30 protein-coding genes and 1 riboswitch are annotated in these 25,288 nt (G+C 58.8%); all 30 genes read right to left on the bottom strand.

What is annotated here, in order from left to right:
• Positions 1-259: 259 nt before the first annotated feature.
• On the bottom strand, positions 260-1,747 hold the full coding sequence (locus FE781_RS12135; protein ID WP_138789894.1) for an NADH-quinone oxidoreductase subunit N: 1,488 nt from the start codon (positions 1,745-1,747) through the stop codon (positions 260-262).
• Between the two features lie 2 nt (positions 1,748-1,749).
• Positions 1,750-3,387 (bottom strand): complex I subunit 4 family protein, encoded by a 1,638-nt coding sequence (locus FE781_RS12130; protein ID WP_138789893.1) that lies wholly within the window; start codon positions 3,385-3,387, stop codon positions 1,750-1,752.
• Positions 3,377-5,254: an NADH-quinone oxidoreductase subunit L gene (gene nuoL, locus FE781_RS12125; protein WP_138789892.1), complete on the bottom strand. Its 1,878-nt coding sequence runs from the start codon at positions 5,252-5,254 to the stop codon at positions 3,377-3,379. The genes FE781_RS12130 and nuoL overlap by 11 nt, the downstream gene beginning before the upstream one ends.
• A gap of 16 nt (positions 5,255-5,270) precedes the next feature.
• Positions 5,271-5,582 (bottom strand): NADH-quinone oxidoreductase subunit NuoK, encoded by a 312-nt coding sequence (nuoK, locus tag FE781_RS12120; RefSeq protein ID WP_138789891.1) that lies wholly within the window; start codon positions 5,580-5,582, stop codon positions 5,271-5,273.
• A gap of 4 nt (positions 5,583-5,586) precedes the next feature.
• Positions 5,587-6,111, bottom strand: a complete 525-nt coding sequence (locus tag FE781_RS12115) for an NADH-quinone oxidoreductase subunit J (protein WP_138789890.1) — start codon at positions 6,109-6,111, stop codon at positions 5,587-5,589.
• Positions 6,108-6,554, bottom strand: a complete 447-nt coding sequence (nuoI, locus tag FE781_RS12110; RefSeq protein ID WP_138789889.1) for an NADH-quinone oxidoreductase subunit NuoI — start codon at positions 6,552-6,554, stop codon at positions 6,108-6,110. The genes FE781_RS12115 and nuoI overlap by 4 nt, the downstream gene beginning before the upstream one ends.
• 19 nt (positions 6,555-6,573) lie before the next feature.
• Positions 6,574-7,590, bottom strand: a complete 1,017-nt coding sequence (nuoH, locus tag FE781_RS12105; RefSeq protein WP_138789888.1) for an NADH-quinone oxidoreductase subunit NuoH — start codon at positions 7,588-7,590, stop codon at positions 6,574-6,576.
• On the bottom strand, positions 7,590-8,693 hold the full coding sequence (locus FE781_RS12100; protein ID WP_138789887.1) for an NADH-quinone oxidoreductase subunit D: 1,104 nt from the start codon (positions 8,691-8,693) through the stop codon (positions 7,590-7,592). Before FE781_RS12100 ends, nuoH begins: the two co-directional genes overlap by 1 nt.
• 3 nt (positions 8,694-8,696) lie before the next feature.
• Positions 8,697-9,602 (bottom strand): NADH-quinone oxidoreductase subunit C, encoded by a 906-nt coding sequence (locus tag FE781_RS12095; protein ID WP_281281897.1) that lies wholly within the window; start codon positions 9,600-9,602, stop codon positions 8,697-8,699.
• The gene (locus FE781_RS12090; protein ID WP_138789886.1) at positions 9,599-10,117 is read right to left on the bottom strand and encodes a NuoB/complex I 20 kDa subunit family protein; all 519 of its coding nucleotides are present in this window, start codon (positions 10,115-10,117) and stop codon (positions 9,599-9,601) included. The genes FE781_RS12095 and FE781_RS12090 overlap by 4 nt, the downstream gene beginning before the upstream one ends.
• Complete coding sequence (locus FE781_RS12085) at positions 10,102-10,467, bottom strand: NADH-quinone oxidoreductase subunit A (protein WP_138789928.1); 366 nt, start codon at positions 10,465-10,467, stop codon at positions 10,102-10,104. Before FE781_RS12085 ends, FE781_RS12090 begins: the two co-directional genes overlap by 16 nt.
• A gap of 296 nt (positions 10,468-10,763) precedes the next feature.
• Complete coding sequence (locus FE781_RS12080; protein WP_138789885.1) at positions 10,764-10,946, bottom strand: YjfB family protein; 183 nt, start codon at positions 10,944-10,946, stop codon at positions 10,764-10,766.
• A gap of 37 nt (positions 10,947-10,983) precedes the next feature.
• Complete coding sequence (locus FE781_RS12075; RefSeq protein ID WP_138789884.1) at positions 10,984-11,370, bottom strand: HD-GYP domain-containing protein; 387 nt, start codon at positions 11,368-11,370, stop codon at positions 10,984-10,986.
• Positions 11,371-11,469: 99 nt separating this feature from the next.
• Positions 11,470-11,868, bottom strand: coding sequence for a F0F1 ATP synthase subunit epsilon (locus FE781_RS12070; RefSeq protein ID WP_138789883.1), 399 nt, complete (start codon positions 11,866-11,868; stop codon positions 11,470-11,472).
• A 77-nt stretch (positions 11,869-11,945) separates the two neighbouring features.
• Positions 11,946-13,352, bottom strand: a complete 1,407-nt coding sequence (gene atpD, locus FE781_RS12065; RefSeq protein WP_138789882.1) for a F0F1 ATP synthase subunit beta — start codon at positions 13,350-13,352, stop codon at positions 11,946-11,948.
• A gap of 66 nt (positions 13,353-13,418) precedes the next feature.
• The gene (atpG, locus tag FE781_RS12060; protein ID WP_138789881.1) at positions 13,419-14,273 is read right to left on the bottom strand and encodes an ATP synthase F1 subunit gamma; all 855 of its coding nucleotides are present in this window, start codon (positions 14,271-14,273) and stop codon (positions 13,419-13,421) included.
• Between the two features lie 116 nt (positions 14,274-14,389).
• Positions 14,390-15,904 (bottom strand): F0F1 ATP synthase subunit alpha, encoded by a 1,515-nt coding sequence (gene atpA / locus FE781_RS12055; protein WP_138789880.1) that lies wholly within the window; start codon positions 15,902-15,904, stop codon positions 14,390-14,392.
• Between the two features lie 31 nt (positions 15,905-15,935).
• Entirely contained in the window at positions 15,936-16,472 is a 537-nt protein-coding gene (locus FE781_RS12050; RefSeq protein WP_138789879.1) for a F0F1 ATP synthase subunit delta, read from the bottom strand.
• Positions 16,469-16,954 (bottom strand): F0F1 ATP synthase subunit B, encoded by a 486-nt coding sequence (gene atpF / locus FE781_RS12045; protein ID WP_138789878.1) that lies wholly within the window; start codon positions 16,952-16,954, stop codon positions 16,469-16,471. The genes FE781_RS12050 and atpF overlap by 4 nt, the downstream gene beginning before the upstream one ends.
• Positions 16,955-17,046: 92 nt before the next feature.
• Positions 17,047-17,259, bottom strand: a complete 213-nt coding sequence (atpE, locus tag FE781_RS12040; protein ID WP_138789877.1) for a F0F1 ATP synthase subunit C — start codon at positions 17,257-17,259, stop codon at positions 17,047-17,049.
• Between the two features lie 56 nt (positions 17,260-17,315).
• On the bottom strand, positions 17,316-18,077 hold the full coding sequence (gene atpB, locus FE781_RS12035; RefSeq protein WP_138789876.1) for a F0F1 ATP synthase subunit A: 762 nt from the start codon (positions 18,075-18,077) through the stop codon (positions 17,316-17,318).
• Positions 18,078-18,103: 26 nt separating this feature from the next.
• Positions 18,104-18,469 (bottom strand): ATP synthase subunit I, encoded by a 366-nt coding sequence (locus FE781_RS12030; protein ID WP_138789875.1) that lies wholly within the window; start codon positions 18,467-18,469, stop codon positions 18,104-18,106.
• Complete coding sequence (locus tag FE781_RS12025) at positions 18,462-18,695, bottom strand: AtpZ/AtpI family protein (RefSeq protein ID WP_138789874.1); 234 nt, start codon at positions 18,693-18,695, stop codon at positions 18,462-18,464. The genes FE781_RS12030 and FE781_RS12025 overlap by 8 nt, the downstream gene beginning before the upstream one ends.
• Positions 18,696-18,923: 228 nt before the next feature.
• Positions 18,924-20,066 carry a non-hydrolyzing UDP-N-acetylglucosamine 2-epimerase gene (gene wecB, locus FE781_RS12020; RefSeq protein WP_138789873.1) on the bottom strand — a complete coding sequence of 381 codons (1,143 nt, stop codon included), beginning with the start codon at positions 20,064-20,066 and terminating at the stop codon, positions 18,924-18,926.
• Positions 20,067-20,117: 51 nt separating this feature from the next.
• A complete protein-coding gene (gene upp, locus FE781_RS12015) occupies positions 20,118-20,747 on the bottom strand; it encodes a uracil phosphoribosyltransferase (RefSeq protein ID WP_138789872.1) in 630 nt (209 codons plus the stop codon).
• 552 nt (positions 20,748-21,299) lie between these two features.
• Positions 21,300-22,550, bottom strand: coding sequence for a serine hydroxymethyltransferase (locus FE781_RS12010; RefSeq protein ID WP_138789871.1), 1,251 nt, complete (start codon positions 22,548-22,550; stop codon positions 21,300-21,302).
• 118 nt (positions 22,551-22,668) lie between these two features.
• Positions 22,669-23,268, bottom strand: coding sequence for a TIGR01440 family protein (locus FE781_RS12005; protein ID WP_138789870.1), 600 nt, complete (start codon positions 23,266-23,268; stop codon positions 22,669-22,671).
• 58 nt (positions 23,269-23,326) lie between these two features.
• Complete coding sequence (gene rpiB / locus FE781_RS12000) at positions 23,327-23,785, bottom strand: ribose 5-phosphate isomerase B (protein ID WP_138789869.1); 459 nt, start codon at positions 23,783-23,785, stop codon at positions 23,327-23,329.
• Between the two features lie 95 nt (positions 23,786-23,880).
• Positions 23,881-23,961: riboswitch (ZMP/ZTP riboswitch) on the bottom strand.
• Between the two features lie 100 nt (positions 23,962-24,061).
• A complete protein-coding gene (locus tag FE781_RS11995) occupies positions 24,062-24,640 on the bottom strand; it encodes a low molecular weight protein arginine phosphatase (protein ID WP_138789868.1) in 579 nt (192 codons plus the stop codon).
• 28 nt (positions 24,641-24,668) lie between these two features.
• A complete protein-coding gene (locus FE781_RS11990) occupies positions 24,669-25,229 on the bottom strand; it encodes a manganese efflux pump MntP (RefSeq protein ID WP_138789867.1) in 561 nt (186 codons plus the stop codon).
• Between the last annotated feature and the right edge of the window lie 59 nt (positions 25,230-25,288).

Genomic DNA, 25,288 nt, shown 5'->3' with positions numbered 1-25,288 from the left:
CAAAACCGCTATAAGCGTCAGTATGAGCGGCAGCCGGGGAAACCTTCGGTTCCGACGGCTGATGTTGGGATGGATACCATTTGGATAAGAATAACCGTTCGGGTAATGGTTCATATCAGCGATTCCTTTGCCCAGCGGATTCTTCTATTATACAGGGAATCCCCTTATATATATAGACGACGAGCCTTGGCAAAAGTTAAACGGAGAAGCGGCGCATCGCCCCTTCAAACAGGAGGATGCGCCGCTCCCGAACAAGCCGTTAGCCGATCAAAAAATCCGATTGCAACTGGAACAAATCGGTCATGTACCCAATCACGATATGCGGGGCGAAGCCGAGCGCGAGCGTGAGGACCGTACAAATCCAGATCGCAACGGCAAGAGGCCCGGTCAGAGACAGAGGCGTGCTGCCCGACGAACGCATGTACATCTGACGGATAAAACCGAAGTAGTAATAGAACGAGACGACGCTGGTGACGATCATCACCGCTCCGAGCCAATACAGCTCCGTCTGCATGGCGCCAAGCAGGATAAACAGCTTGCCGAAGAAACCTCCCGTTACCGGCAGACCGGCCAGCGACACAAGCAGAATCGTCATCGCCGCGGCCGTCCAAGGAGCCCGGTGATACAAACCTGCGAAAGCCGACAGCTCCTCGTTCTCCCCCCGGTTGCTCACGGCCATCAGCACGGCGAGCGCTCCGATATTCATAACCGCGTAGGCGATGCCGTAGTACAGCAGTTCGCTGAAGTTATTGTAATGCGTAAGCGAAAAATTCGCCGCCAGAGGCACAAACAGATAACCGGCATTTGCGATCCCGGAGAAGGCAAGCAGCCTCTTGACTTTATATTGCTTCAGCGCCAGCGCGTTGCCCAGAATCATCGCCGCGGCCGCCAATACGGCCAGAGCGAGCAGCACATCCTTGTAAAGGTGCGAATTCAACGCGTACACGTTGTAAATCACGCGGAACAGAATCGCGAAGGCGGCCAGCTTGGATACGACCGCCAGAAAAGCGGTGATCGGCGTCGGAGCGCCCTCGTAAACGTCCGGCGCCCAGGCATGGAACGGAGCCGCCGCCACTTTCAAGGCGAAACCGGCCAATACGAGAAAGAACGACAAGTAGATCATCGCGTCGTATTGCTCGTAGTTCTGAATCAGCGCGTTCCGGATCGCGCCCAGATTCGTCGATCCCGACATGCCGTACAGGAACGAAAATCCGTACAGCAGAATCGCGCTGGCGATCGCTCCCGTCACCACGTATTTGAACGCCGCCTCGTTATTGGTCCCGCTTCCTTTGCGCATGCCGACCAGCACGTACGAGGAGATGCCCAGCAGCTCCAGCCCGACAAACAGCGTGATCAGATCGCCGGAAGAAGCGACGACCATCGCTCCCACAAGCGCCGGCAGGAACAGGTAAAAATATTCGCCCTTGTGCGGAATCTCGTCATCGCGTATGGAACCGATGCTCATAAGAACGACCAAGGCGCCGCCGCCGAGGAACACCAGCTTAAACAAGTTGGCGTAATCCTCGATCCGGTAGCTGTCGTTCAGCAGCCGCACGGGCTCGTCTCCCAGCTTCATCGCGACGGCGGCAGCCGAACCGGCGATCGCCGCGAGCGTCAGCCACGCGAGCGCCGAACGGCCGAATCGGCGGGGAAGCGCCAAATCGAGCAGCGTAAGGAAAACTGCCGCGCCAACCAGAATCAGCTCAGGCAGCAGATGGATGAGATCTCCGGCTTGCAACGCGTTCATGATTAGGATCCTCCCATCTTAGCCGCGGCCTGCAGCTGTTGCAGGAATCCGTCGACCGTATGCTCAAGCGGGTAGCTCAGCACTGTCGGGTAAATCCCGATCAGCAGAATAAAAGCGGCCAAGACGATCATCGGCAAAGCTTCCAAAAATCTCGCGTCCCGCAGTTCACCGTCCGCGGCGGCGGGAGCGGCCGCCCGACCGAACGTCATCCCCATAATGCCCCGCAGCACGTAAACCGCCGTATAGATCAGGCCGAGCGCGCCAACCGCCGCTACCCACGGGTAAGCGCCAAACAAGCCGAGAAACGCCATAAATTCGCTGACGAAGCCGGACAAGCCCGGCAATCCGAGCGAAGCCATGCCGGCCATCAACAGCATGCCGCTCATGAAGGGCATCGACGAGGCAAGACCGCCGAGCTGCGGAATCTCCGTCGTTTTGGTCCGTTCGTACAGACTGCCCACAATCAAAAACAACAGGGCCGAGATCAATCCGTGCGAGACCAGTTGGAAAACAGCCCCTTTGATGCCCGTCGCATTCAACGCCGCAAGGCCGAGCAAGACGACGCCCATATGGCTGACGCTGGAATACGCCAGCATGAGCCGGAACTCCGTCTGGCGCATCGCCAGCAGGGCGCCGTAGAGAATATTGACTACGCCGATAATCGCCAGCGCCAACGCGGCGTCTTTCGCCTGCTCGGGGAACAGCAGAACGCCGAATCGAAGCAGGCCGTACGCCCCCATTTTCAGCAAAATGCCCGAGTGGATCATGACGACGGACGGATGCGCTTCGGCATGCACTTTCAGCATCCACGTATGGAACGGGAAAATCGGAAGCTTGATGCCGAAGGCGATCAGCAAGAGGATGAACAGCGTCCACTTCATCTCCCCGCTCCAATAGAACGGACTGCCTTCGAACGCCTGGTTGACGTACGATTGCGTATTTTGGAACACGTTCGCCAGAATGACGTCGAGATCTCCGCTGTAGAACAGCGTGGTGTTCCCGTCTGCCTGCGAGAACGTAAAGCCCGCCGTCGATACGATGATAAAGAAAGCGATCAGCATGATGGCCGAACCGATGCCGTTGTACAACAGGAATTTGTTCGCCGCCCGCTCCCGGTCGCGCAGTCCCCAGATGCCGATCAGGAAAAACATCGGAATCAGCGTCAGCTCGAAGAACAGGAAGAACAGAAACAGATCTCTTGCGAAAAATACGCCCAGCATGCCCGTCTCAAGCAGCAGGAACAGCAGGAAAAACGTCTTCCAGCGCTTTTTGATATGCCATGCGGCCAGAGCGGCCATCGCGGACACGAGCGTCGTCAGGAACGCAAGCGGCAGCGCCAATCCGTCGGCGGAGAGCTTGTAGACGAAGTCCAAATAATAGTCCGAGACGCCGGTCAAGTCGCCTTCGATCGCAAGCGGAATGCGGATCCACGTATGCTGTTCCGTATATTGGACGACCTCTCGCGTGTGCAAATTGTAATCGACATACATCCATCCGGCCAGCAGCAGCGGCAGCAGCGTCGCCGCCAGGCCGATCGTCTTGACCGCCCTTCCTTGGGAACCCGGCACGAACAGGAGGACCAGGAACCCGAGCAGGGGCGAGAAGGTCAACATAGAGAGTATAGGCCAATCAGCCAACATCGAGCAGCCTCCTTCCCGCCAGGGCAAGCATGAAGATGAGCAAGCCGATCAGCGTCACCAAGCCGTACGTCTGCACTTGGCCGTTCTGCACCCGGTGTCCAAGCCGTCCGATGCCGTAAAAGGCCGATGCGCTGAGGCGGACAAGCCCGTCGACGACATAGTGGTCGAACAGGCGGAGCAGGTCTGCGAGCGCCTTGATCGGCTTCACGATCACCGCTCCGTACAGTTCGTCCACGTAATACTTGCGGTACAGCAATTGATGCAGCCACGGGGCGCGGCTGGAGACGAGATCGCGCGACACGAAGCCCTTGCCGTAGATCGCCCAGCCCAGCAACAATCCGGCCAAGGCGACACCCGTGGAGAGAATCATCACCAGCGCGCCGCTGTCGTGATGTGCCGCGGGACGGCCGAGCCATTCGCCCAGTTGTCCGCTCCCCGGCAGCTCGACGAATCCCGCCGCAACGGACAACACCGCCAGCACCGCCATCGGGAGCGTCATCACCCAGGGGGATTCCTCCGTGTGGGCATGGTTATCCGCATGGGATTTGCCCGCGAATACGAGCAAGAACAATCGGGCCATATAGAAGGCGGTCAGGAACGCGCCGATCAAGCCGATCGCGAATAAGGCCGGATGATCGTGGAACGCGGCGGACAAAATCGCGTCCTTGGACCAGAAGCCGGCGAACGGCGGAATGCCGGATAACGCGAGAGCTCCGATTCCGAACGTCCAGGCGGTAATTTTCATCTTCCTGCCGAGACCGCCCATCTCGTTGATATTTTGCGTATGTACGGCATGAATCACGCTGCCTGCCCCCAGGAACAGCAGCGCTTTAAAAAACGCATGCGTGAACAGGTGGAACACGCCGGCCGTATAAGCGCCAACCCCCAGCGCCATCATCATGTAGCCGAGCTGGCTGACCGTCGAGTACGCCAGCACGCGCTTGATGTCGTTCTGCGCCACACCGATCGTCGCCGCGAACAGCGCCGTCATTCCGCCGACCCACGCGACCGTCAGCATCGCGTCGGGCGATGCCGTAAAGATGTCGAACGTACGCGCGACCAGGTAGACGCCGGCCGCGACCATCGTCGCCGCATGGATCAACGCGCTGATCGGGGTCGGGCCTTCCATCGCGTCCGGAAGCCAGGTATGCAGGGGCAACTGACCCGATTTGCCGACCGCTCCGACGAAGATCAACAGCGCGACCAGCGTGACCAGCCCTTCGCCGAACGGCGCCTGGCCGTTGGCGAATGCGTTATGGATCGACGTGAAGTCAAGGGCGTGGTTGGGCATATGCCAGAACAGCAGCAGGATAGCCAAAAACAATCCGACGTCACCGATCCGCGTCATAATAAACGCTTTGCGGGCCGCCGCCTTGGCCTCGGGCTTGTAATACCAGAAGCCGATCAGCAGGAACGACCCGAGGCCGACCAACTCCCAGAAGATGTACAACTGAAGCAAATTTTCCGCGATGACCAGTCCCAGCATGGCCGACGTGAACAGCGCCACGTAGGAGTAAAACACGCCGATTCGGTCGTCGCCCTGCATATACCCCGCCGAGTATAGATTGACCAGCAGACTGACCAGCGTGACGATCACGAGCATCAGCGCATTTAAGCCGTTGATCTCGAAGCCCATCGTTAACGTGTAGCCTTCGAGCTTCAGCCAATCCCACTCCGCATACGTATAGGCCGCCGTTCCGCCGAACTGTTCGAACAGCACCAGCACGGCCAGTACAAACGAAGGGATCATCGCGGCGACGCCGATGACCGGAGCCGATCGAGGCATCGTGCGGCCGGCGGCTGTCAGCACCAGAAAAGCGGCGAACGGGAACAGCGGAATGAGCCATGCCAATTGCGAATAATTCATTGCCTACGCCCCTTCTCTACTTGTTCAACGAGTCCATCTCGGTGACATCGACCGTGCCGCGATTGCGGAACAGCGCAATCAGAATGGCGATGCCGACGGCCACCTCGGACGCGGCTACCGTCATGTTGAAGAGGGAGAATATCTGCCCTTGGAGGGATGGCTGATGGCCCAGCTTCGCAAACGCGACGAGATTGAGATTAACCGCATTCAGCATCAGCTCGATCGACAGCAGCACGATCACGGCGTTGCGCTTGGTCAACGCGCCGTATAGACCGACGCAGAACAGAATCGCTCCCAAGGTCAGGTATGGCGTTGCCAGATCGTTCATCGTTCTAGTCCCCCTCCCGCTTCGCCAGTACGATCGCGCCGATGAACGCTGCCGTAAGCAGCAGAGACACCAGCTCGAACGGAATCACCTGTTCGGTGAAGAGCAGCTTTCCGATTTCCTTCGTATTGTCCTCGACCGGCTCAAACGGCTGCGAGTTGAAATCGGTGCGCTGGATCACCCAGAACAGGATGCCGAACAATCCGGCCGCGCCGACAAAAGCGAGTACGGACTGCAGCCGGTTGCGGGGTCCCTGATCGCCGTCCTGATGCCTCGTCATCATGATGCCGAAGATCATCAGAATCGAGATCGCCCCCGTATAAATCAGAATTTGAACGAAAGCCAGGAATTCCGCTTGCAGCAGCACGTACAAACCCGCCAAACTCAGGAACGTGAACGCGGCGGCCACCGCCATATGGACGACGCGGTCGAAGCTGATCATAAAGATCGCGCCGCCGATCGCGAGCAGCGCGAAGGCGAAGAACACAAGGCTCGGACCGTCCGTGAGCGTGTTCGCGATGTTGTCGATCATGCCTTCGCGCCTCCCTTGGTCAACTGCGAATTGTTCTCCTGACGGATGTTTTGATTGTTTTCGTGGAGCCACTTCATGTCTTTGAACAATTCGTCCCGGCTGTACGCCGCCAGCTCGAAGTTGTTGGTCATCACGATCGCTTCCGTCGGGCACACCTCCGTGCACAGGTCGCACAGGATGCAGATTTCAAAATTGATATCGTACGTGTCGATGACTTTGCCCTTTTTGTCCGGGTCCGGATTCGGCTTGCCGGTCAACGTAATGCATTCCGTCGGGCAGATGCGCGCGCAAGCGTTGCAGACGATGCATTTCTCCGGGTCGAAGTGCTGAATGCCGCGGAACCGGTCCGGCATGACCAATGGTTCGTCGGGGTATTTGTAGGTGACCTTCTTTTTCGTCATGCCCTTGAAGGTGAACCCGAGACCTTTCATAATTCCTTTCAACGCGGATCCCTCCTTCTCGTCAAGAAAATGCATCCTTCAATTCGATTACGATCGCGGTGATGAATATATTCGCCAGCGCGAGCGGAAGCAGCACCTTCCAGCCAAGCCCCATCAGTTGATCGATCCGGACGCGGGGCAGCGTGCCCCGAATCCAGATCAGGAAGAAGACGACAAACGAAAATTTAAGGGCGAACCACAAGATGCCGGGGATGATGTCCAACACCGGAAGCGGAGCGTCCCATCCGCCCAGGAACAAAACGGAAGTCAACGCCGCTATCGCAAACACGTACACGTATTCCGCCAGCATGAAAAAGGCGAACCGGAAGCCGCTATACTCGACGTGGTAGCCCGCGACCAGCTCCGATTCCGCCTCGGGCAGGTCGAACGGCGTCCGGTTCAGCTCGGATACGGCGGCCACGATAAACACCGCGAACCCGATGATCTGAGGAATAAAATTCCAATTCCAGAAGCCGCCGAGCTGACCCTCCACGATATTCCGCAGGTTCAAGCTGCCGCTCAGCAGCACGACGCCGACGACGGACATGACAAGCGGAATCTCGTAGCTGATCATCTGGGCTGCGGAACGCATGCCTCCGAGCAAGGCGTATTTGTTGTTGGACGCCCATCCGCCCAGCACGATCGCGATCGTCGTGATGCTGGACAGCGCCGCGTAATAAAGCAGTCCGACGTTCAGATTGGCGAGCTGCAGGTTTTCGGAGAACGGCAGCACGGCCAAGCAGGCGAAGGAAGGAACAAACGCAAGCGCAGGCGCGAGAATGAACAACCCGCGGTCCGCCTTGTGCGGAATCGTATCTTCCTTGATCAGCAGCTTGAACACGTCCGCCACCGTCTGCAGCAATCCCAGCGGTCCGGTCCGGTTCGGTCCGATCCGCAGTTGCATCCATCCGAGCACTTTGCGCTCGAAATAAATCGCGTACGTGACGAAGCCGAGCACGATCAGCAGCACCGCCACTCCGACTCCGAGCAATAGGGCGAAGCGCGCCGGCGTCAGCGCCTGGTCCAAAAACTGATCCATTAGCAATCGACCTCCCCGACGACGATGTCGATCGCACCCAAGATCGTGATCAGATTGGTCATCGACTGGCCGACCAGCAGCTTGGGCAAAATCTGCAGGTTCACGAACGAAGGGCGGCGGAATTTCAAGCGGAACGGCTTATCCTTTCCTTTGGATACGATATAGCAGCCGATCTCACCGCGGGGCGACTCGATCCGGCCATAGGCCTCCCCCTCCGGCACGCGGAGAATGCGCGGGACTTTGCCCATCGTCTCCCCTCCCGACGGGAACTGCTCGACGGCTTGTTCGAGGATGCGCAGCGACTGCCGGATTTCCTCCAGCCGAACCAGATACCGGTCGTAGCAATCGCCGTTCCGGCCCACGGGCACGTCGAATTCGAATCGTTCGTACAAGCTGTACGGTTCGTCCTTGCGAACGTCCCATTTGACGCCGGTACAGCGCAGATTCGCTCCGCTTAACCCGTAATCGATGGCGGTCTGGGCATCGTAGGCGCCGACGCCCTTGATCCTCGCCAGGAAGATCTCGTTGCCGCTGACCAGCGTGTTGTATTCCTCCAGCTTCTCTCTCATGTAGGGAACGAAATCGCGCACCTTGTCGATCCATCCCGGAGGCGCATCCCATTTGACGCCGCCGACCCGCATGTAATTGTACGTGAGGCGCGCGCCGCACAGCTCGTTAAACAGATCGATAATGATCTCCCGGTCCCGGAACGCGTATAGGAACGGGCTCATGGCGCCGAGATCGAGCAGATAGGTGCCCCACCAGACGAGATGGCTGGCGATCCGCTGCAGCTCCATCACGATCACGCGCAAAAAATCCGCGCGTTCCGGAACTTGAATCCCCATCATTTTCTCAACGGTATGAACAAGCACATAGTTGTTGGTCATCGCCGACACGTAATCCATCCGGTCGGTATAAGGTATGATCTGCGTATAGTTAAGGTTTTCCGCAAGCTTCTCGGTCCCTCTGTGGAGATAGCCCATGACGGGAGTCGCTTCGGTGATGATTTCGCCGTCCAGCTTGACCACAATGCGAAATACGCCGTGCGTGCTGGGATGCTGAGGACCGACGTTCAGCAGCAGTTCTTCGGTTCGGATCGCCAAGCCTTACACCTCCGGGTCGATCGGTTCGTAGTCTTTGCGCAGCGGATGGCCGACCCAATTGTCCGGCATCATGATGCGGCGCAGATCGGGATGCCCCGGGAAGTCGATGCCGAGCAGGTCGTACGCCTCCCGCTCGTTCCAATCGGCTGTCGCCCATAACGGCGTGACCGAAGGCACGGAGGCTTGGTCCCGATCGGTGCGAACCTTGACGGCTACCAGTTCCTTGGTTTCGAGCGACAGCAGGTGGTACACCACTTCCATATGCGTCTCGTAATCGACGCCGGACAAGTTCCGCAAATAGTTAAAACCCTCCCGCTCCTTCAGAAGCCGCGCGGTATCCAGCCAATGGTCCTTATGGATGACGAGGGTAATCAGATCGTTATCCTTGTCGTTGATAAAAGCATCTTCGACCGCTTCCGCCGACACCGCCTCGCGGATAAGCGCCACGAGCCCTTCCAGCTTCGGCTGATTGGGCGACGGCGGCTTTTCCGCCGGCGGGGTCTCCGTTCCGGCGGCGGCATGGCCGGCGGCGCCTGACGCGGCCCGTGCCGCGCGCGCTTCCGCCGCACGGGCGATCTTGGCCGCCCGTTCCTCGTCGGCGCTCTGCTCCGGGCCGCCCGTCCCCCCGGCAGCCCCGGCGGCGGCTGTACGCGCTGCGCGCGCTTCCGCCGCGCGGGCGATCTTAGCCGCTCGCTCCTCGTCGCTCATCGCGGCGCGCGGGGCCTGTTTATCACCCGGGGCCGTATCCTCCGCCGAAGCCGGCGGCTTCTCCGGCTCCGGACTCGATCCGGCCTCCGCCTGCTTATCCGTTGCCACTGGGGGCTCCGCCTCGGCCTGCGCTGTCTTCTCCGCAGATTCCTCCGGCGCCGCCGGTTGCTCCAACGATTCGTCCTTGCGCTCGTCCGTCACGTAACCGTCACCTGCTTCCCGTACTTCGCTTCCTCGCGGATCTTGATCTGCAGCTTGTTGATTCCGTAGATGAGCGCCGCCGGGTTAGGCGGACAGCCCGGGATATACACGTCCACGGGCACGATCTGATCCACGCCCTTGACAACCGAGTACGACCGGATATAGGGGCCTCCGGCCGTCGCGCAGGACCCCATGGCGATCACCCATTTCGGCTCCGGCATCTGATCGTACAGCCGGCGCAGCAGCGGGGCCATCTTTTTCGTGACGGTGCCCGCTACGATCATACAGTCCGACTGACGCGGAGACGTCCGGAAAATCACGCCGAAGCGGTCCAGATCGTAATGGGACGCACCCGTGCCCATCATCTCGATGCCGCAGCAGGCAAGTCCAAAAGTAAGGGGCCACAGCGAATTGCTGCGCGCCCATCCCTTCAATTGCTCCAACGTCGTAAAGAATATGTTCCGTTCAAGCTCCTTGCGCTCTTCCGGCCGGATCGACTCTAGATTGAAGTCCATGTGAGCACCTTCTTTTTCCAGGCGTATATAAGACCAACGACCAAGAGGCTGACGAAAATCAGCATCTCCACCAGCGCGAACAGCCCCAGCTTGCCGTAAGCGACGGCCCACGGATAGAGAAAAACGGTCTCCAAGTCGAAGATAATGAACATCAGGGCGAACAGATAATACCGGATATTGAAGCGCACCTGGCTGTCTCCGACGGGTTCGTTACCGCTTTCATAAGTGGTGTACTTTTCGTCAACCGGCCGCGCCGGACGCAACCATCTCCCGATCGTCAACGCGGCCACAGGCAAGAAAACGCCCAGCGCGACAAAGATGGCGACCAGCACGTATTGGTTGTTGTACAAATCCAAGTTCGAGCGCCTCCCTTGTGTTGTGCGGTTTATAAATTTTGCTTATGCTTCGATCAAAAAATAATTGATAACCTTCCACATTTTATGATATCAAATGGCATCCGAGAAGTCTATGACGCATTCTTCGCCATAAATCCGGTTGGGCGGCACCTGAATCAGGCTGTAACTCGAAGTTAATTTAAAATTATTTCCATATACACCTTCCATAATTTGTTTGTTCCGGCGACCTGTCGTGGATGCGCCCCATGCAGAAAAGGACGACAGCCAGGCGGCCGCCGTCCCCGTTCCATTTATACCTTTATGTCTACCGTTCCGCCAAGATGAGGCAACACGCTTTGCTCCATCATGCGCACCAAACTGGCGCCTTGCGCCGCGGCATGATCCTGCGCCATGTCCAATACGCGCAGCCCGACGGCTGCGGACATATCGCTCCGCGAGAATTGGCTGTGGGCGCTGATAAGGCTGATCTCCATAATCTCGGCTCCTCCCGGTTGGCTTGACTTCAGTATATCATCTCAGCCGCTGGTGCGCATCCCCATTTCCGACCGCTTTGATAAAATGTTCGACGACGCCGGGATGGAATTGGCGCTCCAGAATCCGGACCGACAGTTCGGGATGCCGCTTGATCTCCGCGAATTCCTCCTCCGTGAGCCGGCCCGCCTTAAATAAAATCGAATCGCGAATGCGTATTTTGCCGATGTCGTGGAACAATCCCGCCAGCCTGATCCGTTCGCAATGGACCGCCGACAAGCCCATGCTTCGGGCGGTCGCTTCCGACATCACGCTCACCCGCTCGGAATGGCCCTGCGTATACGGATCTTTCACCTCCAGCGCATTATTGAGAGCCCGAAGCACGCCTTCGATCAGCTTCTGGTTGGCCAGCACTTGATTGCGCAAGCCGGATTTGGTTTCGCGATCTAATGAAAAAAGCCGCCCACTCCCGACCGTTCGGGAATGCGGCGGCTATAAGGTCTTCCGATAGGCAGCAAGATGAAGTTATCTTCCGGCTACGGACAGACGGTTCAGCGCGCGCTGGAGCGCCAGCTCCGCGCGGGCATGATCGATGTCCGATTTTTGTTGGCGCAGCCGCTCTTCGGCACGAGCTTTGGCCGCTTGCGCGCGCGATACGTCGATATCCTCCGGAAGCTCGGCGCTTTCCGCGAGGATAACGACTTTATCCTTGCGCACTTCCATAAATCCGCCGTTTACGGCGATGTCGGATTGCTTGCCGTCTTTTTTGTACGTCAGCGGCGCAATCTTCAGCGGCGTCACCATCGGAATATGGTTCGGCAAGATGCCGAGTTCGCCTTCCACGCCGCGGGCCACGATCATGTTCACCGGCTGGGAAAACACCGTACGCTCCGGCGTCACGACTTCCAACACGAATGTGCTCACGTCAACTCTCCTTCCCGTTCAGCCTTTCTTGCACAAAATCCGGCCCCCTGCCGGGAGGCCGGATTCCGTCAGTCGGCTTACAGCGTTTTGGCTTTCTCAACGGCATCTTCAATCGTACCGACGTTGTGGAACGCCGGCTCCGGAAGATGGTCGTACTTGCCTTCGAGAATTTCCTTGAAGCTGCGGACTGTTTCTTTAACCGGTACGTATACGCCCGGCATATTGTTGAACGCCTCGGCGACGTGCAGCGGCTGGGACAGGAACAATTGTACCCGGCGCGCGCGGTGCACGACAAGCTTGTCTTCCTCGGACAGCTCGTCCATACCGAGGATCGCGATGATATCTTGCAGTTCTTTGTAGCGCTGCAGCAGGCGTTTGACGCCTTGCGCCACATTGTAGTGCTCCTCGCCGAGAATTTCCGGCGTCAGAATCCGCGAGGAAGACGCCAGCGGGTCAACGGCCGGGAAGATACCCATCGCCGCGATGTTACGCTCCAGGTTGGTCGTTGCGTCCAGGTGGGCAAACGCCGTAGCCGGAGCCGGATCGGTGTAGTCGTCCGCAGGCACGTAGATCGCTTGGATCGAAGTAACGGAACCTTTCTTCGTCGAAGTGATCCGCTCTTGCAATTGACCCATCTCGGTAGCGAGAGTCGGTTGGTAACCTACCGCGGACGGCATGCGTCCGAGCAGCGCGGATACCTCGGAGCCCGCTTGCGTGAAGCGGAAGATGTTGTCGATGAACAACAGAACGTCCCGGCCTTCCACGTCGCGGAAGTACTCGGCCATCGTCAGACCCGTCAGAGCGACGCGCAGACGCGCGCCCGGCGGCTCGTTCATTTGTCCGAATACCATCGACATCTTGTTGATGACGCCGGATTCCTGCATTTCGTGGTACAGGTCGTTACCTTCGCGAGTACGTTCGCCGACACCCGCGAATACGGAGATACCGCCGTGCTCCATCGCGATGTTGTGAATCAGCTCTTGCATCGTTACCGTTTTGCCGACGCCCGCGCCGCCGAACAAGCCGATTTTACCGCCTTTGGCGTACGGCGCGATCAGGTCGATAACTTTGATGCCGGTCTCCAGCATCTCGACACCCGTGGACAGTTCCTCAAACTCCGGAGCCGGACGGTGGATCGGATAGGAAATCGAACGGTCCACATCGCCTTTGTCGTCGATCGGGTTGCCGAGAACGTTAAACACGCGGCCCAGCGTAGCCGGACCGACCGGTACCGTAATCGGCCTGCCCGTGTCGATCGCCTCCATGCCGCGAACAAGTCCGTCCGTCGAGGCCATGGCGATGCAGCGTACGCGATTGTCGCCGAGATGAGTCGATACTTCGACCGTCAGGTCGATGTCGCGCTCACCGGGTTTTTCCGCTTTTTTCTCAATTTTGATCGTATTGTTAATCTCAGGCAGGTGCCCGCCGTCGAACTCGACATCGACGACAGGTCCCATGACCTGGACTACGCGACCCTTGTTCATTCTGCTGCCTCCTTGTTTCAATTTCCGCTTCGCCGCATACCCGCGTCAAGCGGCACGGGCATTCGGTCAGAGCGCGTTGGCGCCGCCGACGATTTCCGCAATCTCCTGCGTAATGGCCGCCTGGCGGGCACGGTTGTATTCCAACGTATAACTGGCGATCATCTTCGTTGCGTTCTTCGTCGCATTGCCCATTGCGGTCATCTTCGCGCCGAACTCGCTCGCCTTGCCGTCCAGCATCGCGCTGTAGACGAGCGTCTCTGCGTATTTCGGCAGCAGCACCTCAAGTACGCCCTCCGGAGACGGCTCGTACTCGTAAGCCGTTACCGCGCCGCTCTTCACCTCGCCGAGAGGCAGCAGACGTACGTCGGTCGGAATCTGCGTGATCGGGTTGACGAAGCGGTTGTAGATCAGAATCACTTCGTCAAACACGCCTTGCTCGAAATAGCGCACCGCCGCCGAAGCGATCGGTTTGATGTCCGCGAACTTCGGAGAATCCGGAAGTCCCGTAATCTCTTCGACAACCGGCATCTTGCGGCGCTTGAAATAATCGCGGCCTTTGCGGCCGATAACCAGAATCGAATATTCGCTGTCGGACTTATGCCGCTCGCGGATCATGTTGACCGTCTTCCGGATGACGTTGGCATTGTAGCCCCCCGCAAGACCGCGGTCGGACGTGATGACCAGATATCCGGTTTTCTTGATCGGCCGCGTCTCCAGCATCGGGTGCTTCACGCCCTTCGTACCGGCCGCGATGCTGGCGAGCACTTCCCTCATCTTCTCGGCATACGGACGAGCCGCTTCCGCCGCGCTCTGCGCGCGTCTCAGCTTGGCCGCCGCCACCATCTCCATCGCCTTCGTGATCTGCTTCGTGTTTTGCACGCTTTTGATCCGCCGGCGAATTTCACGCATCCCTTTTGCCACTTTTATGTCACCGCCTTTTGGTCCGGGGCCGCCTGCGCCGCCCCGCTTGATGGCCGTTCGCCGGCAAGCCGTCCGTCATCAGATCCGGACGGCTGCCAGCCCGTGTCGTGTATCGATTACTCCGATTTGGAGAAGCCGCGCTTGAACTTGTTGATCGCGTCAACCAGCGCTTTTTCGTTATCGGAGGTCAAGTCTTTCGTATCGCGGATCGAGGCGAAGATCTCCGGATGGTTCGCATCGACGAAGTCCAGGAATTCTTTCTCGAAACGGCGGATATCGGCAACCGGAATATCGTCCAGATGGCCTCTGGTTACCGTGAAGATCGAGACGACTTGCTTCTCGACAGGCATCGGTTGGTTAACGCCCTGCTTCAGCAGCTCGAGCGTGCGCAAACCGCGGTTCAGACGGTTTTGCGTCGCTTGGTCGAGGTCGGAGCCGAACGCCGCGAACGCCGCGAGGTCGCGGTATTGCGCCAAGTCCAGCTTCATCGTGCCGGCGACCTTTTTCATCGCTTTGATCTGCGCGGCGCTGCCGACCCGGGATACCGAGATCCCGACGTTAACCGCCGGACGTTGGCCGGAGTAGAACAGGTCGGACTCCAAGAAGATTTGGCCGTCCGTAATGGAGATGACGTTCGTCGGGATGTACGCCGATACGTCGCCCGCTTGCGTCTCGATGAACGGCAGAGCGGTCAGCGAACCGCCGCCGAGCTCGTCGTTGAGCTTCGCGGCGCGCTCCAGCAGACGGGAGTGCAGGTAGAAGACGTCGCCCGGATAAGCCTCGCGGCCCGGAGGACGGCGGAGCAGCAAGGACAGCTCGCGGTAAGCGGCCGCTTGCTTGGACAAGTCGTCGTATACGACCAGAACGTGCTTGCCGTTGTACATGAAATATTCGCCCATCGCGCAGCCCGCGTACGGTGCCAGATACAGAAGCGGAGCCGGCTCCGATGCGCTTGCCGTAACGACGATCGTGTAATCCAACGCGCCGTGCTTGCGGAGCGTCTCGACAACGCCGCGCACCGTCGATTGCTTTTGGCCGATCGCGACGTATACGCAGATGACGCCGTTGCCTTTTTGGTTGACAATCGTGTCGATGGCGATGGTCGTTTTACCCGTTTGACGGTCGCCGATGATCAGCTCCCGTTGGCCGCGGCCGATCGGGATCATCGCGTCGATCGCTTTAATGCCGGTTTGCAGCGGCTCATGAACGGATTTACGCGCCATAACGCCCGGCGCCGGGGATTCGACCGGACGGGTCTTCGTCGTGTTGATCGGGCCTTTGCCGTCGAGCGGAACGCCCAGCGGGTTCACGACGCGGCCGAGCAGTTCTTCGCCGACCGGAACTTCCATGATGCGCCCCGTACGCTTGACTTGGTCGCCTTCGCGGATGTCTTTGTACGGACCGAGGATAACGATACCGACGTTATTTTCCTCGAGGTTCAACGCCATACCGATGACGCCATTGGAAAACTCAAGCAGTTCCCCCGCCATGACGTTGTTCAGGCCGTGCGCGCGGGCGATACCGTCACCAACCTGGATGACCGTTCCCACGTCGTATACTTGCAGATCGGATTTGTAATTCTCGATCTGTTGTTTAATCAGCGTGCTGATTTCTTCAGGACGGATACTCAAGCGTCTCACCCCTGTCTACATTGCTGGATTGTTATTGCAGCGCCTTCTGCAAGCGCGCAAGCTTGCCGGACACGCTTCCGTCGTACAGACGGTCGCCGATCCGCACTTGGATGCCGCCGATCAAGCTCGGGTCGAGCTCTTGAACGGCGCGAATCGTCTTGCCTGCCAGTTTGCCGAACTGCTCGGCAATCTTGGCCACTTCCTCATCGGACAGCGTGCGCGGTGTCCGGATCGTCGCCCGGGCGGAACCGCTTGCTTCGTCCGCAATCTGCATATAGTCGAACGCCAGTGTCGGCAGCAATTCTTCGCGTCTGCGGTCCGCGAGCAGTTGAATCGTATTGAACACGACATCCGTCACGCGGCCTTCAAAAGCCTTCGCCAAAATTTCCTTTTTGGCTGCCGTGCTGACGGACGGATGGGCAAGCAGCGCCGCAAAGTCTTTGTCCGCTTTGATAGTAGCGGCAATCCCTTGCAGGTCTTCCCCGACTTGCTCCACGATTCCTTTTTCTCTCGCGATTTCGAACAGCGCGCGCGCATACCGTTTAGCTACCGCGATATCCCGGCTCATGCGCGTTCGCCTACTTCTTTCAGATATTTGTCAACCAGCTCTTCCTGCCCTTTGGCATCCAGCTGTTTCTCGATAATCTTCGAGGCGATTTGAACGGACAATTCGCCCACTTGGGATTTGAGATCTGCGATCGCTTTGTTTTTCTCGTTCTCGATTTCTTTGGCCGCATCGGTTTTGAGGCGGTTCGCCTCTTCCTTGGCGACCCGAATGAGCTCGTCCGCTTGCTTCACGCTGGTTGCGCGTGCTTGCTCGACGATTTCCTTCGCTTCTTGGCGGGCCGCCTGAATCGCCTGTTGCTGCTGAGCGAGCAACTCGCTCGCTTCCCGACGGCTGCGCTCCGCTTCGTCCAGCTGCGATTTGACCAGCTCGCGGCGTTTTTCCATGATGCCGAACAGCGGGCCGAACGCGTATTTATTCAAAAGCACGTACAGAATGACAAACGCGATGATCGCGTATACGGTCGACGTCCAGTAAAAGCTCACAGCTGTCACTCCTTTCCTGCCGCATGATCGGCGTTAATCAAAACGAAGGCGAAGAGGGCTAGGCCTTCCCCGCCATGTAGTTCTGCGACAGATTAGCTGAAGAACGCCAGGAAGCCGATAACGACGCCGATGATCGGCACGACCTCGACGATACCTACACCGATAAACATCGTCGTTTGCAGGCGACCTTGCAGTTCAGGCTGACGAGCGATACCTTCTACCGTTTTGCTGACGATCAGACCGTTACCGATACCGGCGCCCAGCGCGCCCAAACCTACTGCCAATGCTGCTGCCAATACTTCCATTGTTTAAATCCTCCTCAAATTTGGATAGAGTGGTTTATTTTAAAGCAATGCGGGAATCAGTGTTCGTCGTGATGATGAACCGTCGCCTGCGAGATGTAAACCATCGTCAGGATCGTAAACAGGAACGCCTGAATCGCGCCGACGAAAATACTGAAGCCTTGCCATACCAGCAAGAACGGAATGCCGACGAATCCCAGCATCAGGATGGTCGCGATCAGCACCTCGCCCGCGAAAATATTCGCGTAAAGACGCAGCGCCAGCGTAATCGGCTTCGCGATCTCCTTGATGATGTTCAGCGGGAAGAAAATCGGGAACGGCTCCAGGTAGTGCTTCAGGTAGTGCTTGGTGTTCAGTTTCAATCCCAGATAGTGAACCAGAACGAAGACGATCAGGGCCAATCCGGCCGTCACCGAAATATCGGCCGTCGGCGATTTCCACCAAGCCAGATGCGCTTCGCCGTGATGTTTGTCCAGGACTTCTTGCGTTACGCCGATCGTTTCGTTGACGGCGTGATGCTCCGTGACGATACCGAACGGCAGACCCAGCAAGTTCGAGATGAAGATAAACATGATCAGCGTCATGCCGAGCGACAGATAAGGACGAACCTTATGAACCGGCATCGTGCTGGCGATCGTGTTGTGAACGAATTCCACAACCCATTCCATAAAATTCTGCAGCTTCGACGGGTTCTCCACCGACAACCGGCTTACGGCCAATCTCGCCAGCAGGAACGTGATGATCGCGGAAACCGTGATGGCGATCAAGGAGGAAATGTCGAATTCCAGGCCACCTACAGTTAGCACGGGAAACTCATGCATGTAAGTATTTCACCCCTTTCCGCAAATTATTGTCGTCTATGGACGAACCAAGCAGCAGTCAACACGACAAACGGCAAAACCATGCAAGCGGCAAGCGTGGCGGGCAAACTGAACTTCTCCGGATAACGGTAAGCGATCATGGACGCGAGCAGTACCGTCGCCAATCGACTGCCGAGGCCCAACCCCATCCGGCGGGGACCGGCGCCGGCCGCGGCGCTGCCGACAAGCTCCACCCTGCGCTTCAACAAAAGCGCATTCATGACGCCGGCCGCGAGGCCCAGAATCAGGCCGCCGGCGATTTGGCGCCATTCCGGAACGAACGCCCAGACCAACAGACAAGCGGCCACCATAAAAAGTGCCGCCCGCATCGTCATCCCGAGAATTTTATCCATCGGCGTCCTCCATTACCTTCTTGACCAACAGAACGGCCGAGAGAATGCCTGCCGCCAGTCCGACAAACAAGCCGCCCAACGTCCAGCCCTTGCTTCCGCCGAAGTAATCTCCGGCCAGGGAGCCGCCCCAGTATCCCAAGGCGATACAGACGGCGACATCGACGCCCAAGACGCCGACGAGGCCGGCCGCCAGCAGCGGATTGTCTCGCTTGCTTCGTTTCGTCATCGCTTTTACCCCTGTCAATCCTCATACATTTTATCGAAGCGGCGAGAGGTTTGTCAACCAATCGTTCTGCGAACATTTGGTGAACAACATCGCGAAAAGCCTTGATACACAAGGCATTTCGCCATTTTCAATCCATACAGTTCCACTGTACACTGTACATGATCCCCAACGGCTTTCTCCACATTACGAATGAGAGCCGCTGCCAACGGTTCCGGACGTTCGGAGCCGTTACGGGCGGAAAGGTTCGGGCCGGCTGTCGCTCAAGCCGAAGTGATGCAAAATCGCCTGCACGATCCGCTCCGACGCTCTGCCGTCGCCGTACGGATTGGCGGCGCGGCTCATCCGCTCGTACAGCGCTTCGTCGGTCAGCAGCGCCCGCGCGCGCTCGAAGACTCGGGATTCGTCGGTGCCGACCAACTCCAGGCATCCCGCGTCGATGCCCTCCGGACGCTCGGTCGTGTCCCGCAGCACGAGTACCGGCACGCCGAACGACGGCGCCTCTTCCTGAATCCCGCCCGAATCCGTCAGGATCAGATGGGTATGCGGATAAAAGTTATAAAGATCGGTTACGTCCAGCGGATCAATCAGCTTGATGCGCGGATGGCCTCCGAGAACCTCGAAAGCCGGCTCCCGTACGGCCGGGCTCAGGTGGACGGGGTACACGATCGCGATGTCTTCGAACTCGTCGGCCAGCCGGCGGACGGCGCGGAATACCCGGCGGTGCGGCTCCCCTTGCGATTCGCGGCGGTGCGCCGTCATCAGCACCAGCCGTTTGCCGGCCGCCCAATCGAGCATCGGATGGGTATAGTCCGGCTTGATGAAATGCTTCAGCACGTCCGTTACGGTGTTGCCGGTGACGTATATGCGGTCTTCCGGCTTGTTCTCCCGGCGCAGATTGCTTGCGGACAAGTCGGTCGGCGCAAAATGGAGATCGGAGAGCACCCCCGTCAGTTGGCGGTTCATCTCTTCCGGATACGGCGACAGCTTGTTCCAGGTGCGGAGTCCCGCTTCGACGTGGCCGACCTGAATCTGCTGCAGAAACGCCGCGTAGCTGGCCAGGAACGTCGTCAGCGTATCGCCGTGCACCAGCACGAGATCCGGCTTCGCCTCGCGGAAGACCGGCTCCAGCCCCTGCAGGACGCGCAGCGTCACTTCGTTCAGCGTTTGCCTGTCCTTCATGACGTCGAGATCGTATTCCGGCCGGATGTCGAACGCCTCCAGCACCTGATCGAGCATCTGCCGGTGCTGCGCGGTGACGCAGACTAACGATTCGATGCGGTCTTCGTGTTTTTTCAGCTCCAGCACGAGCGGCGCCATTTTGATGGCCTCCGGGCGCGTGCCGAATATGGTCATGACGCGGATGCGTTTCACGACGCAGCCTCCTTTTCCCCTAACCTGTCATATGCTTGTCCCGAACAAGCGTTACTTCGTTCCGAACAGCCGGTCTCCGGCGTCGCCCAAACCCGGGACGATATAGCCGTGGTCGTCCAATTTCTCGTCGATGGCCGCGATGTAAATATCGACGTCGGGATGCGCCTCCTGAACGGCCCGTATGCCTTCCGGAGCCGCGATGAGACACATCAGCTTGATTTGCGTGCAGTTTTTGCGCTTCAGCAGATCCAGAGCCGCAATAGCCGATCCGCCCGTGGCGAGCATCGGATCGATCACGATCAGTTCACGCTCCTGCACGTCCGTCGGCAGTTTCACGTAGTATTCGACCGGCTTCAGCGTCTCGGGATCGCGGTACAAGCCGATATGGCCGACTTTCGCCGCCGGAAGCAGCTTCAGGATGCCGTCCACCATGCCCAAACCCGCGCGCAGGATCGGGATGACGCCAAGCATGCGGCCGGAGATGACGCGTCCTTGCACGGGTCCGACCGGCGTATTCACTTCCATTTTTTCTAGCGGGATGTTGCGGGTAATCTCGTACGCCATCAGCGTCGCCACTTCGTCCACCAGTTCTCGGAAATCTTTCGTGTTGGTCCGTTCGTCACGAATAAACGTCAGCTTATGCTGAATCAACGGGTGATCGCAGATATATACTTTGCTCACGACCCACACCCTCCCATATGTCAAGTAACCCGCACTATTATACCATGATCATATCCGCGTTTCACCACGAAACGGGAGTTCGTCCATAGGATTTCCAATATGTGCTTCCCCCAGAACATCGCCGTCCGATTTTCGCCTGTTCAATCGGTTGCGATTCCGCGGGCGTCTCCGTGCGGGCAGGCGAATTTTTTTCTTGGCGGAGCCGGGATTTTCGCTTGATTTCTTGAACCGGCGGTTGGGGTTGGGTAACCCTAATTTTTATCGCGATCACCCGAAATTCGTCTGTCGGAATTCTCCATCCCCATTCCTGCATTAAATGACTTTTTATATCGCCCCGCTATGCTGCAGCCTATGATGCCCATCCGAATGTTCCCCGCCGCATCCGGCGCTTCCCGGATTAACCCTTACATTGTCCCGTATCCTTGAATCTGCCCATCGCCACAAAAAATGCACCCCTTATCATTCATCGGATCAACCGGAGAGGTTTTTCCAATGACATCATAAGGGGTGCCCTTCAACGGGGGCCGAACGCGAGTCCCGTCGGGACCGCCATTAATATTTCAGGTTCGGGTACAGCGGGAATTGCTCGGTCAGTTGCTTCACGATCGCGCGCGCCTGATGGTGAGCCGACTCGCTGTTCGGATTGCGCAGCGTGATGGCGATCGCCTTGGCGACCGACTTCATCGCTTCTTCGTCGAAACCGCGGGTCGTCAATGCCGGCGTGCCGAGACGGATGCCGCTTGTGACGAACGGGCTGGTCGGATCGAACGGAATGGCGTTTTTGTTGCACGTAATGCCGACTTCATCCAGCAGCTTCTCGGCTACTTTGCCGGTCAGCTCCAGGTTGCGCAGGTCAACCAGAATCAAGTGGTTGTCCGTGCCGCCGGATACGATATTCAGTCCTTCGGCCATCAGCGACTCCGCCAGAACGCGGGCGTTGTTCACGACGCGTTGGGCGTATTGCTTGAATTCCGGCTGCAGCGCTTCGCCCAGCGCGACCGCTTTCGAAGCGATGACATGCATCAGCGGACCGCCTTGTGTGCCCGGGAATACCGCTTTGTCGATCGCCGCCGCCCAAGCTTTGCGCGTCAGGATCATGCCGCCGCGGGGACCGCGCAGCGTTTTGTGCGTCGTCGTCGTGACGAAATGCGCGTGAGGCACCGGGTTCGGATGCAGACCCGCCGCGACGAGACCGGCAATATGCGCCATGTCGACCATAAACAACGCGCCGACGTCGTTCGCGATCTGCGCGAACGCTTCGAAGTCGATCGTGCGGGGATACGCGCTGGCGCCCGCCACGATCAGACGGGGGCGATGCTTGAACGCTTCCTTGCGTACTTGGTCGTAGTCGATGCGGAAGTCCGTCTCGCTGACGCCGTAAGCGACGAAATTGTACAGAATGCCGGACGCGTTGGCCGGGTTGCCGTGCGTCAGGTGGCCGCCGTGCGCGAGGTTCATGCCGAGAACCGTGTCGCCCGCTTTGATTGCGGCCAGGTAGACGGCGAGGTTCGCCTGCGCGCCGGAGTGCGGCTGGACGTTGGCGTGCTCAGCGCCGAACAACTGCTTCGCCCGTTCGCGGGCGATCTCCTCGACGATATCGACATGCTCGCAGCCGCCGTAGTAGCGTTTGCCCGGGTAGCCTTCGGCGTATTTGTTCGTCAGTACGCTGCCCATCGCTTCCATAACCGCTTCGCTGACAATGTTCTCGGAGGCGATCAGCTCCAGCTTGTCGCGCTGGCGGCCCAGCTCCAGGTTCATCGCTTCCAATACTTGGGGGTCCTGTTTGCGCAAGTTTTCCATCATGATCGATGCAGTCCTTCCCGGTTTCAATATTTTAATGAATAAAAAGTTTTCATCTTCCAAACGACATGCGCCGGCGCCCGGCACAATCCCGAATTCGCGCCGGGCCGCCCGCAATCCGTCACCGGCAAAATCCGCCGCCCGTCTCCGTACCGCCTGCCGGACGCGGCTTCTCATAGACGGCCCGAGCCCCACCGATCAGCGGAGGCCGGGTGTACGCCGCCGTTACTCTCGCCGAGCCCAGCCAGCGAATCGACGGCCGGTAAGGCACGGCGACGCGGCGCAAGTGCATGCCGACCAGCGTCTCGCCGATATCAAGCGCGGCGTGCGCGGCGACCGTCTCCGCGAGACACGGATCGCTCATGCGCAAGTAAGCGGCGGCGGCCATCGATCCGCCGGCCTTCGGAACGGGCACGGCGGTTACTTCCGTCCATCCGTTGCGCTCCAGTACGGCCCGCTCCACCACGAGCGCACGGTTCAAATGCTCGCAGCATTGCACCGCCACGTCGAAGCCGTACGTCCGGCGCGCCTCGTCGATCCCTTGCCAGATCGCCCCAGCCACCTGCTCCGAACCGGCGCTGCCGATCCGCTCGCCGATGACCTCGCTGGTGCTGCAGCCGATCACGACCAGCCGCCCGTTCCCGATTCCTCCGGCTTGGGCCAGCTCGCCGAGCGTAGCGGAGACGCCGGCAGCCAGCGCCGACAAGTCCAGTTCACTCATGCTTTCGCCTCCTTCGAGCACCGCGCCCGCGTGTCCGGGCCTGTCTGCCACTGCTTATTTATGGATGAAGGCTGTATTTGTCTTCGATCTGCTTGATTTTGTTGATGCGGTTGGCATGCCGCTCGTTGCCGGAGAACTCCGTCTCCAGCCAGACACGGACGATTTCCTGCGCCAGCCCCGGCCCGATCACGCGCTCGCCCATCGCCAGCACGTTCGAATCGTTATGCTCCCGGGTCGCCTTCGCCGAGAACAAATCGTGCACAAGCGCGCAGCGGATGCCGGGGAACTTGTTGGCCGCAATCGACATGCCGATGCCCGTCCCGCAAATCAAAATGCCGCGGTCCGCTTCGCCGCCGGCGACCTTCTCGCATACCGGCAGTGCATAATCGGGGTAATCGATCGAATCGGCGCAATGGCAGCCGAAATCCTCGACTTGATGGCCCATCGACTCGATCAGCTTGATAATGTCCGCTTTTAACCGGTAGCCGGCATGGTCAGCTCCAATCGCTATCTTCACGTCGCTCTGCCTCCTTATGGATTCACGTCTATTATACCCTTCTGTCCCCTAAAACGACAAAAAGAGCATGGCATCATGCATTCGCATGACGCTCTGCTCTTCGCCCAGGCGACCGGCCGATCCGTCCGATGCTCCACCGTGGTTCATTCCACTTGTCGCCAGTTACACCGGACGCTTGATTTTCATACCTTTATGATACTCTACAGGCAGACGCATTGTAAAGGGCAACTTCCCGGAAAATCCGGGATCTTCCCTCGCTCGCGAGAAACCGAACGCCTAGCTTTGCGTCCGCTTCAGCTTATCCGCGAGCAGGCGGAGGTGCTGTGCCAGCTCGTCGGCGCAAGCGCGGTAGCGGTCCAGCGAGCCGCCGTACGGGTCGGCCACGTCGAGATCGGGCGCTTCGCGCTCCAGCTCCATCAGCTTGCGCCGTTCTTCGTCCGTGACTTGTTCCCCGAGCGCTTGCTTGAGCGCCAGCTCCGCGGCCAGCCTGTCCCGCTCTTCAGCGGCGGACGCGTCCGCTTCCCGCACAAATTCCTTGAGCGTATACGTCTTGTCCAACGCGGCGGGGAACGTCTTGACCAACACCGCCTTGTGGCCTACCGTCATGGTGAGCACGAGATCGGCCCAGGCGATCGCTTCCTCCGTGACGGGCGACGATGCCGCCGGACCTTCGGCCGCTCTCTCCTGCAGCAGACGCTGCGCGTTCTCGGAGATCGGACTTCCCGGCCTGGCGGCTACGCCGGCCGAACGAACTTCGACGCGAAGCCCCGCTTCCGCCGCCAATTGGCGGAACAGCCCTTCGGCCATCGGACTGCGGCACGTATTGCCCGTGCACACAAACAAAATCCGGTTCATCCCGAAGTCCCCCTCTTCTTCCTCGGACCTAGAATATAAAACTGATGCCGAACGCCAACAGCATCGCGCCCCCGATCGCTTCCCCGTATTCGCCGATCCATCCGTGCACGCGCCGGCCGATCAGCAGCCCGGATACGGACATAACTGTACCGACGATGCCGAACACCGCAATCGTGAGCATCGTATCGCTGGCGATCAGCCCCATCGATACGCCGACCGACATCGCATCCATACTGACGGTCAACGCGAAAAAGATCATGCTCCATAGCGTGGATATGTTCATGACGGGACGCTGCTCTTCGCGGACGGCATTCCATATCATATGCGCCCCAAGCAAAATAAGAAGACAGCCGCCGGCCAGCGCGGCCACGCTGCCGAGCAGACGCCCGGCCATCATCCCCATCGCCATCCCGAGCAGCGGCAGCGCCATATGAAGAAACCCGATCAGCAGTCCAAGCGACAACGTTTGCTTCAGCCTTATGCCTCTCAGCCCAATTCCGATGCCCAGCGAGAAAGCATCCATGCCGAGCGCCACGGCCATGAACAAAATCGTCACAACCTGTCCGAGATCAAAGGCCGTGTCCACCATTCCAGCACTCCTCCGTGTCCGCGTCTGTTCTAAACATATGCGGACAGGCGGAGCCTGAT

The sequence above is a fragment of the Paenibacillus thermoaerophilus genome, from assembly GCF_005938195.1.
GTDB classification, from domain to species: domain Bacteria; phylum Bacillota; class Bacilli; order Paenibacillales; family Reconciliibacillaceae; genus Paenibacillus_W; species Paenibacillus_W thermoaerophilus.
This window is presented reverse-complemented; position numbering and strand designations above follow the sequence as displayed.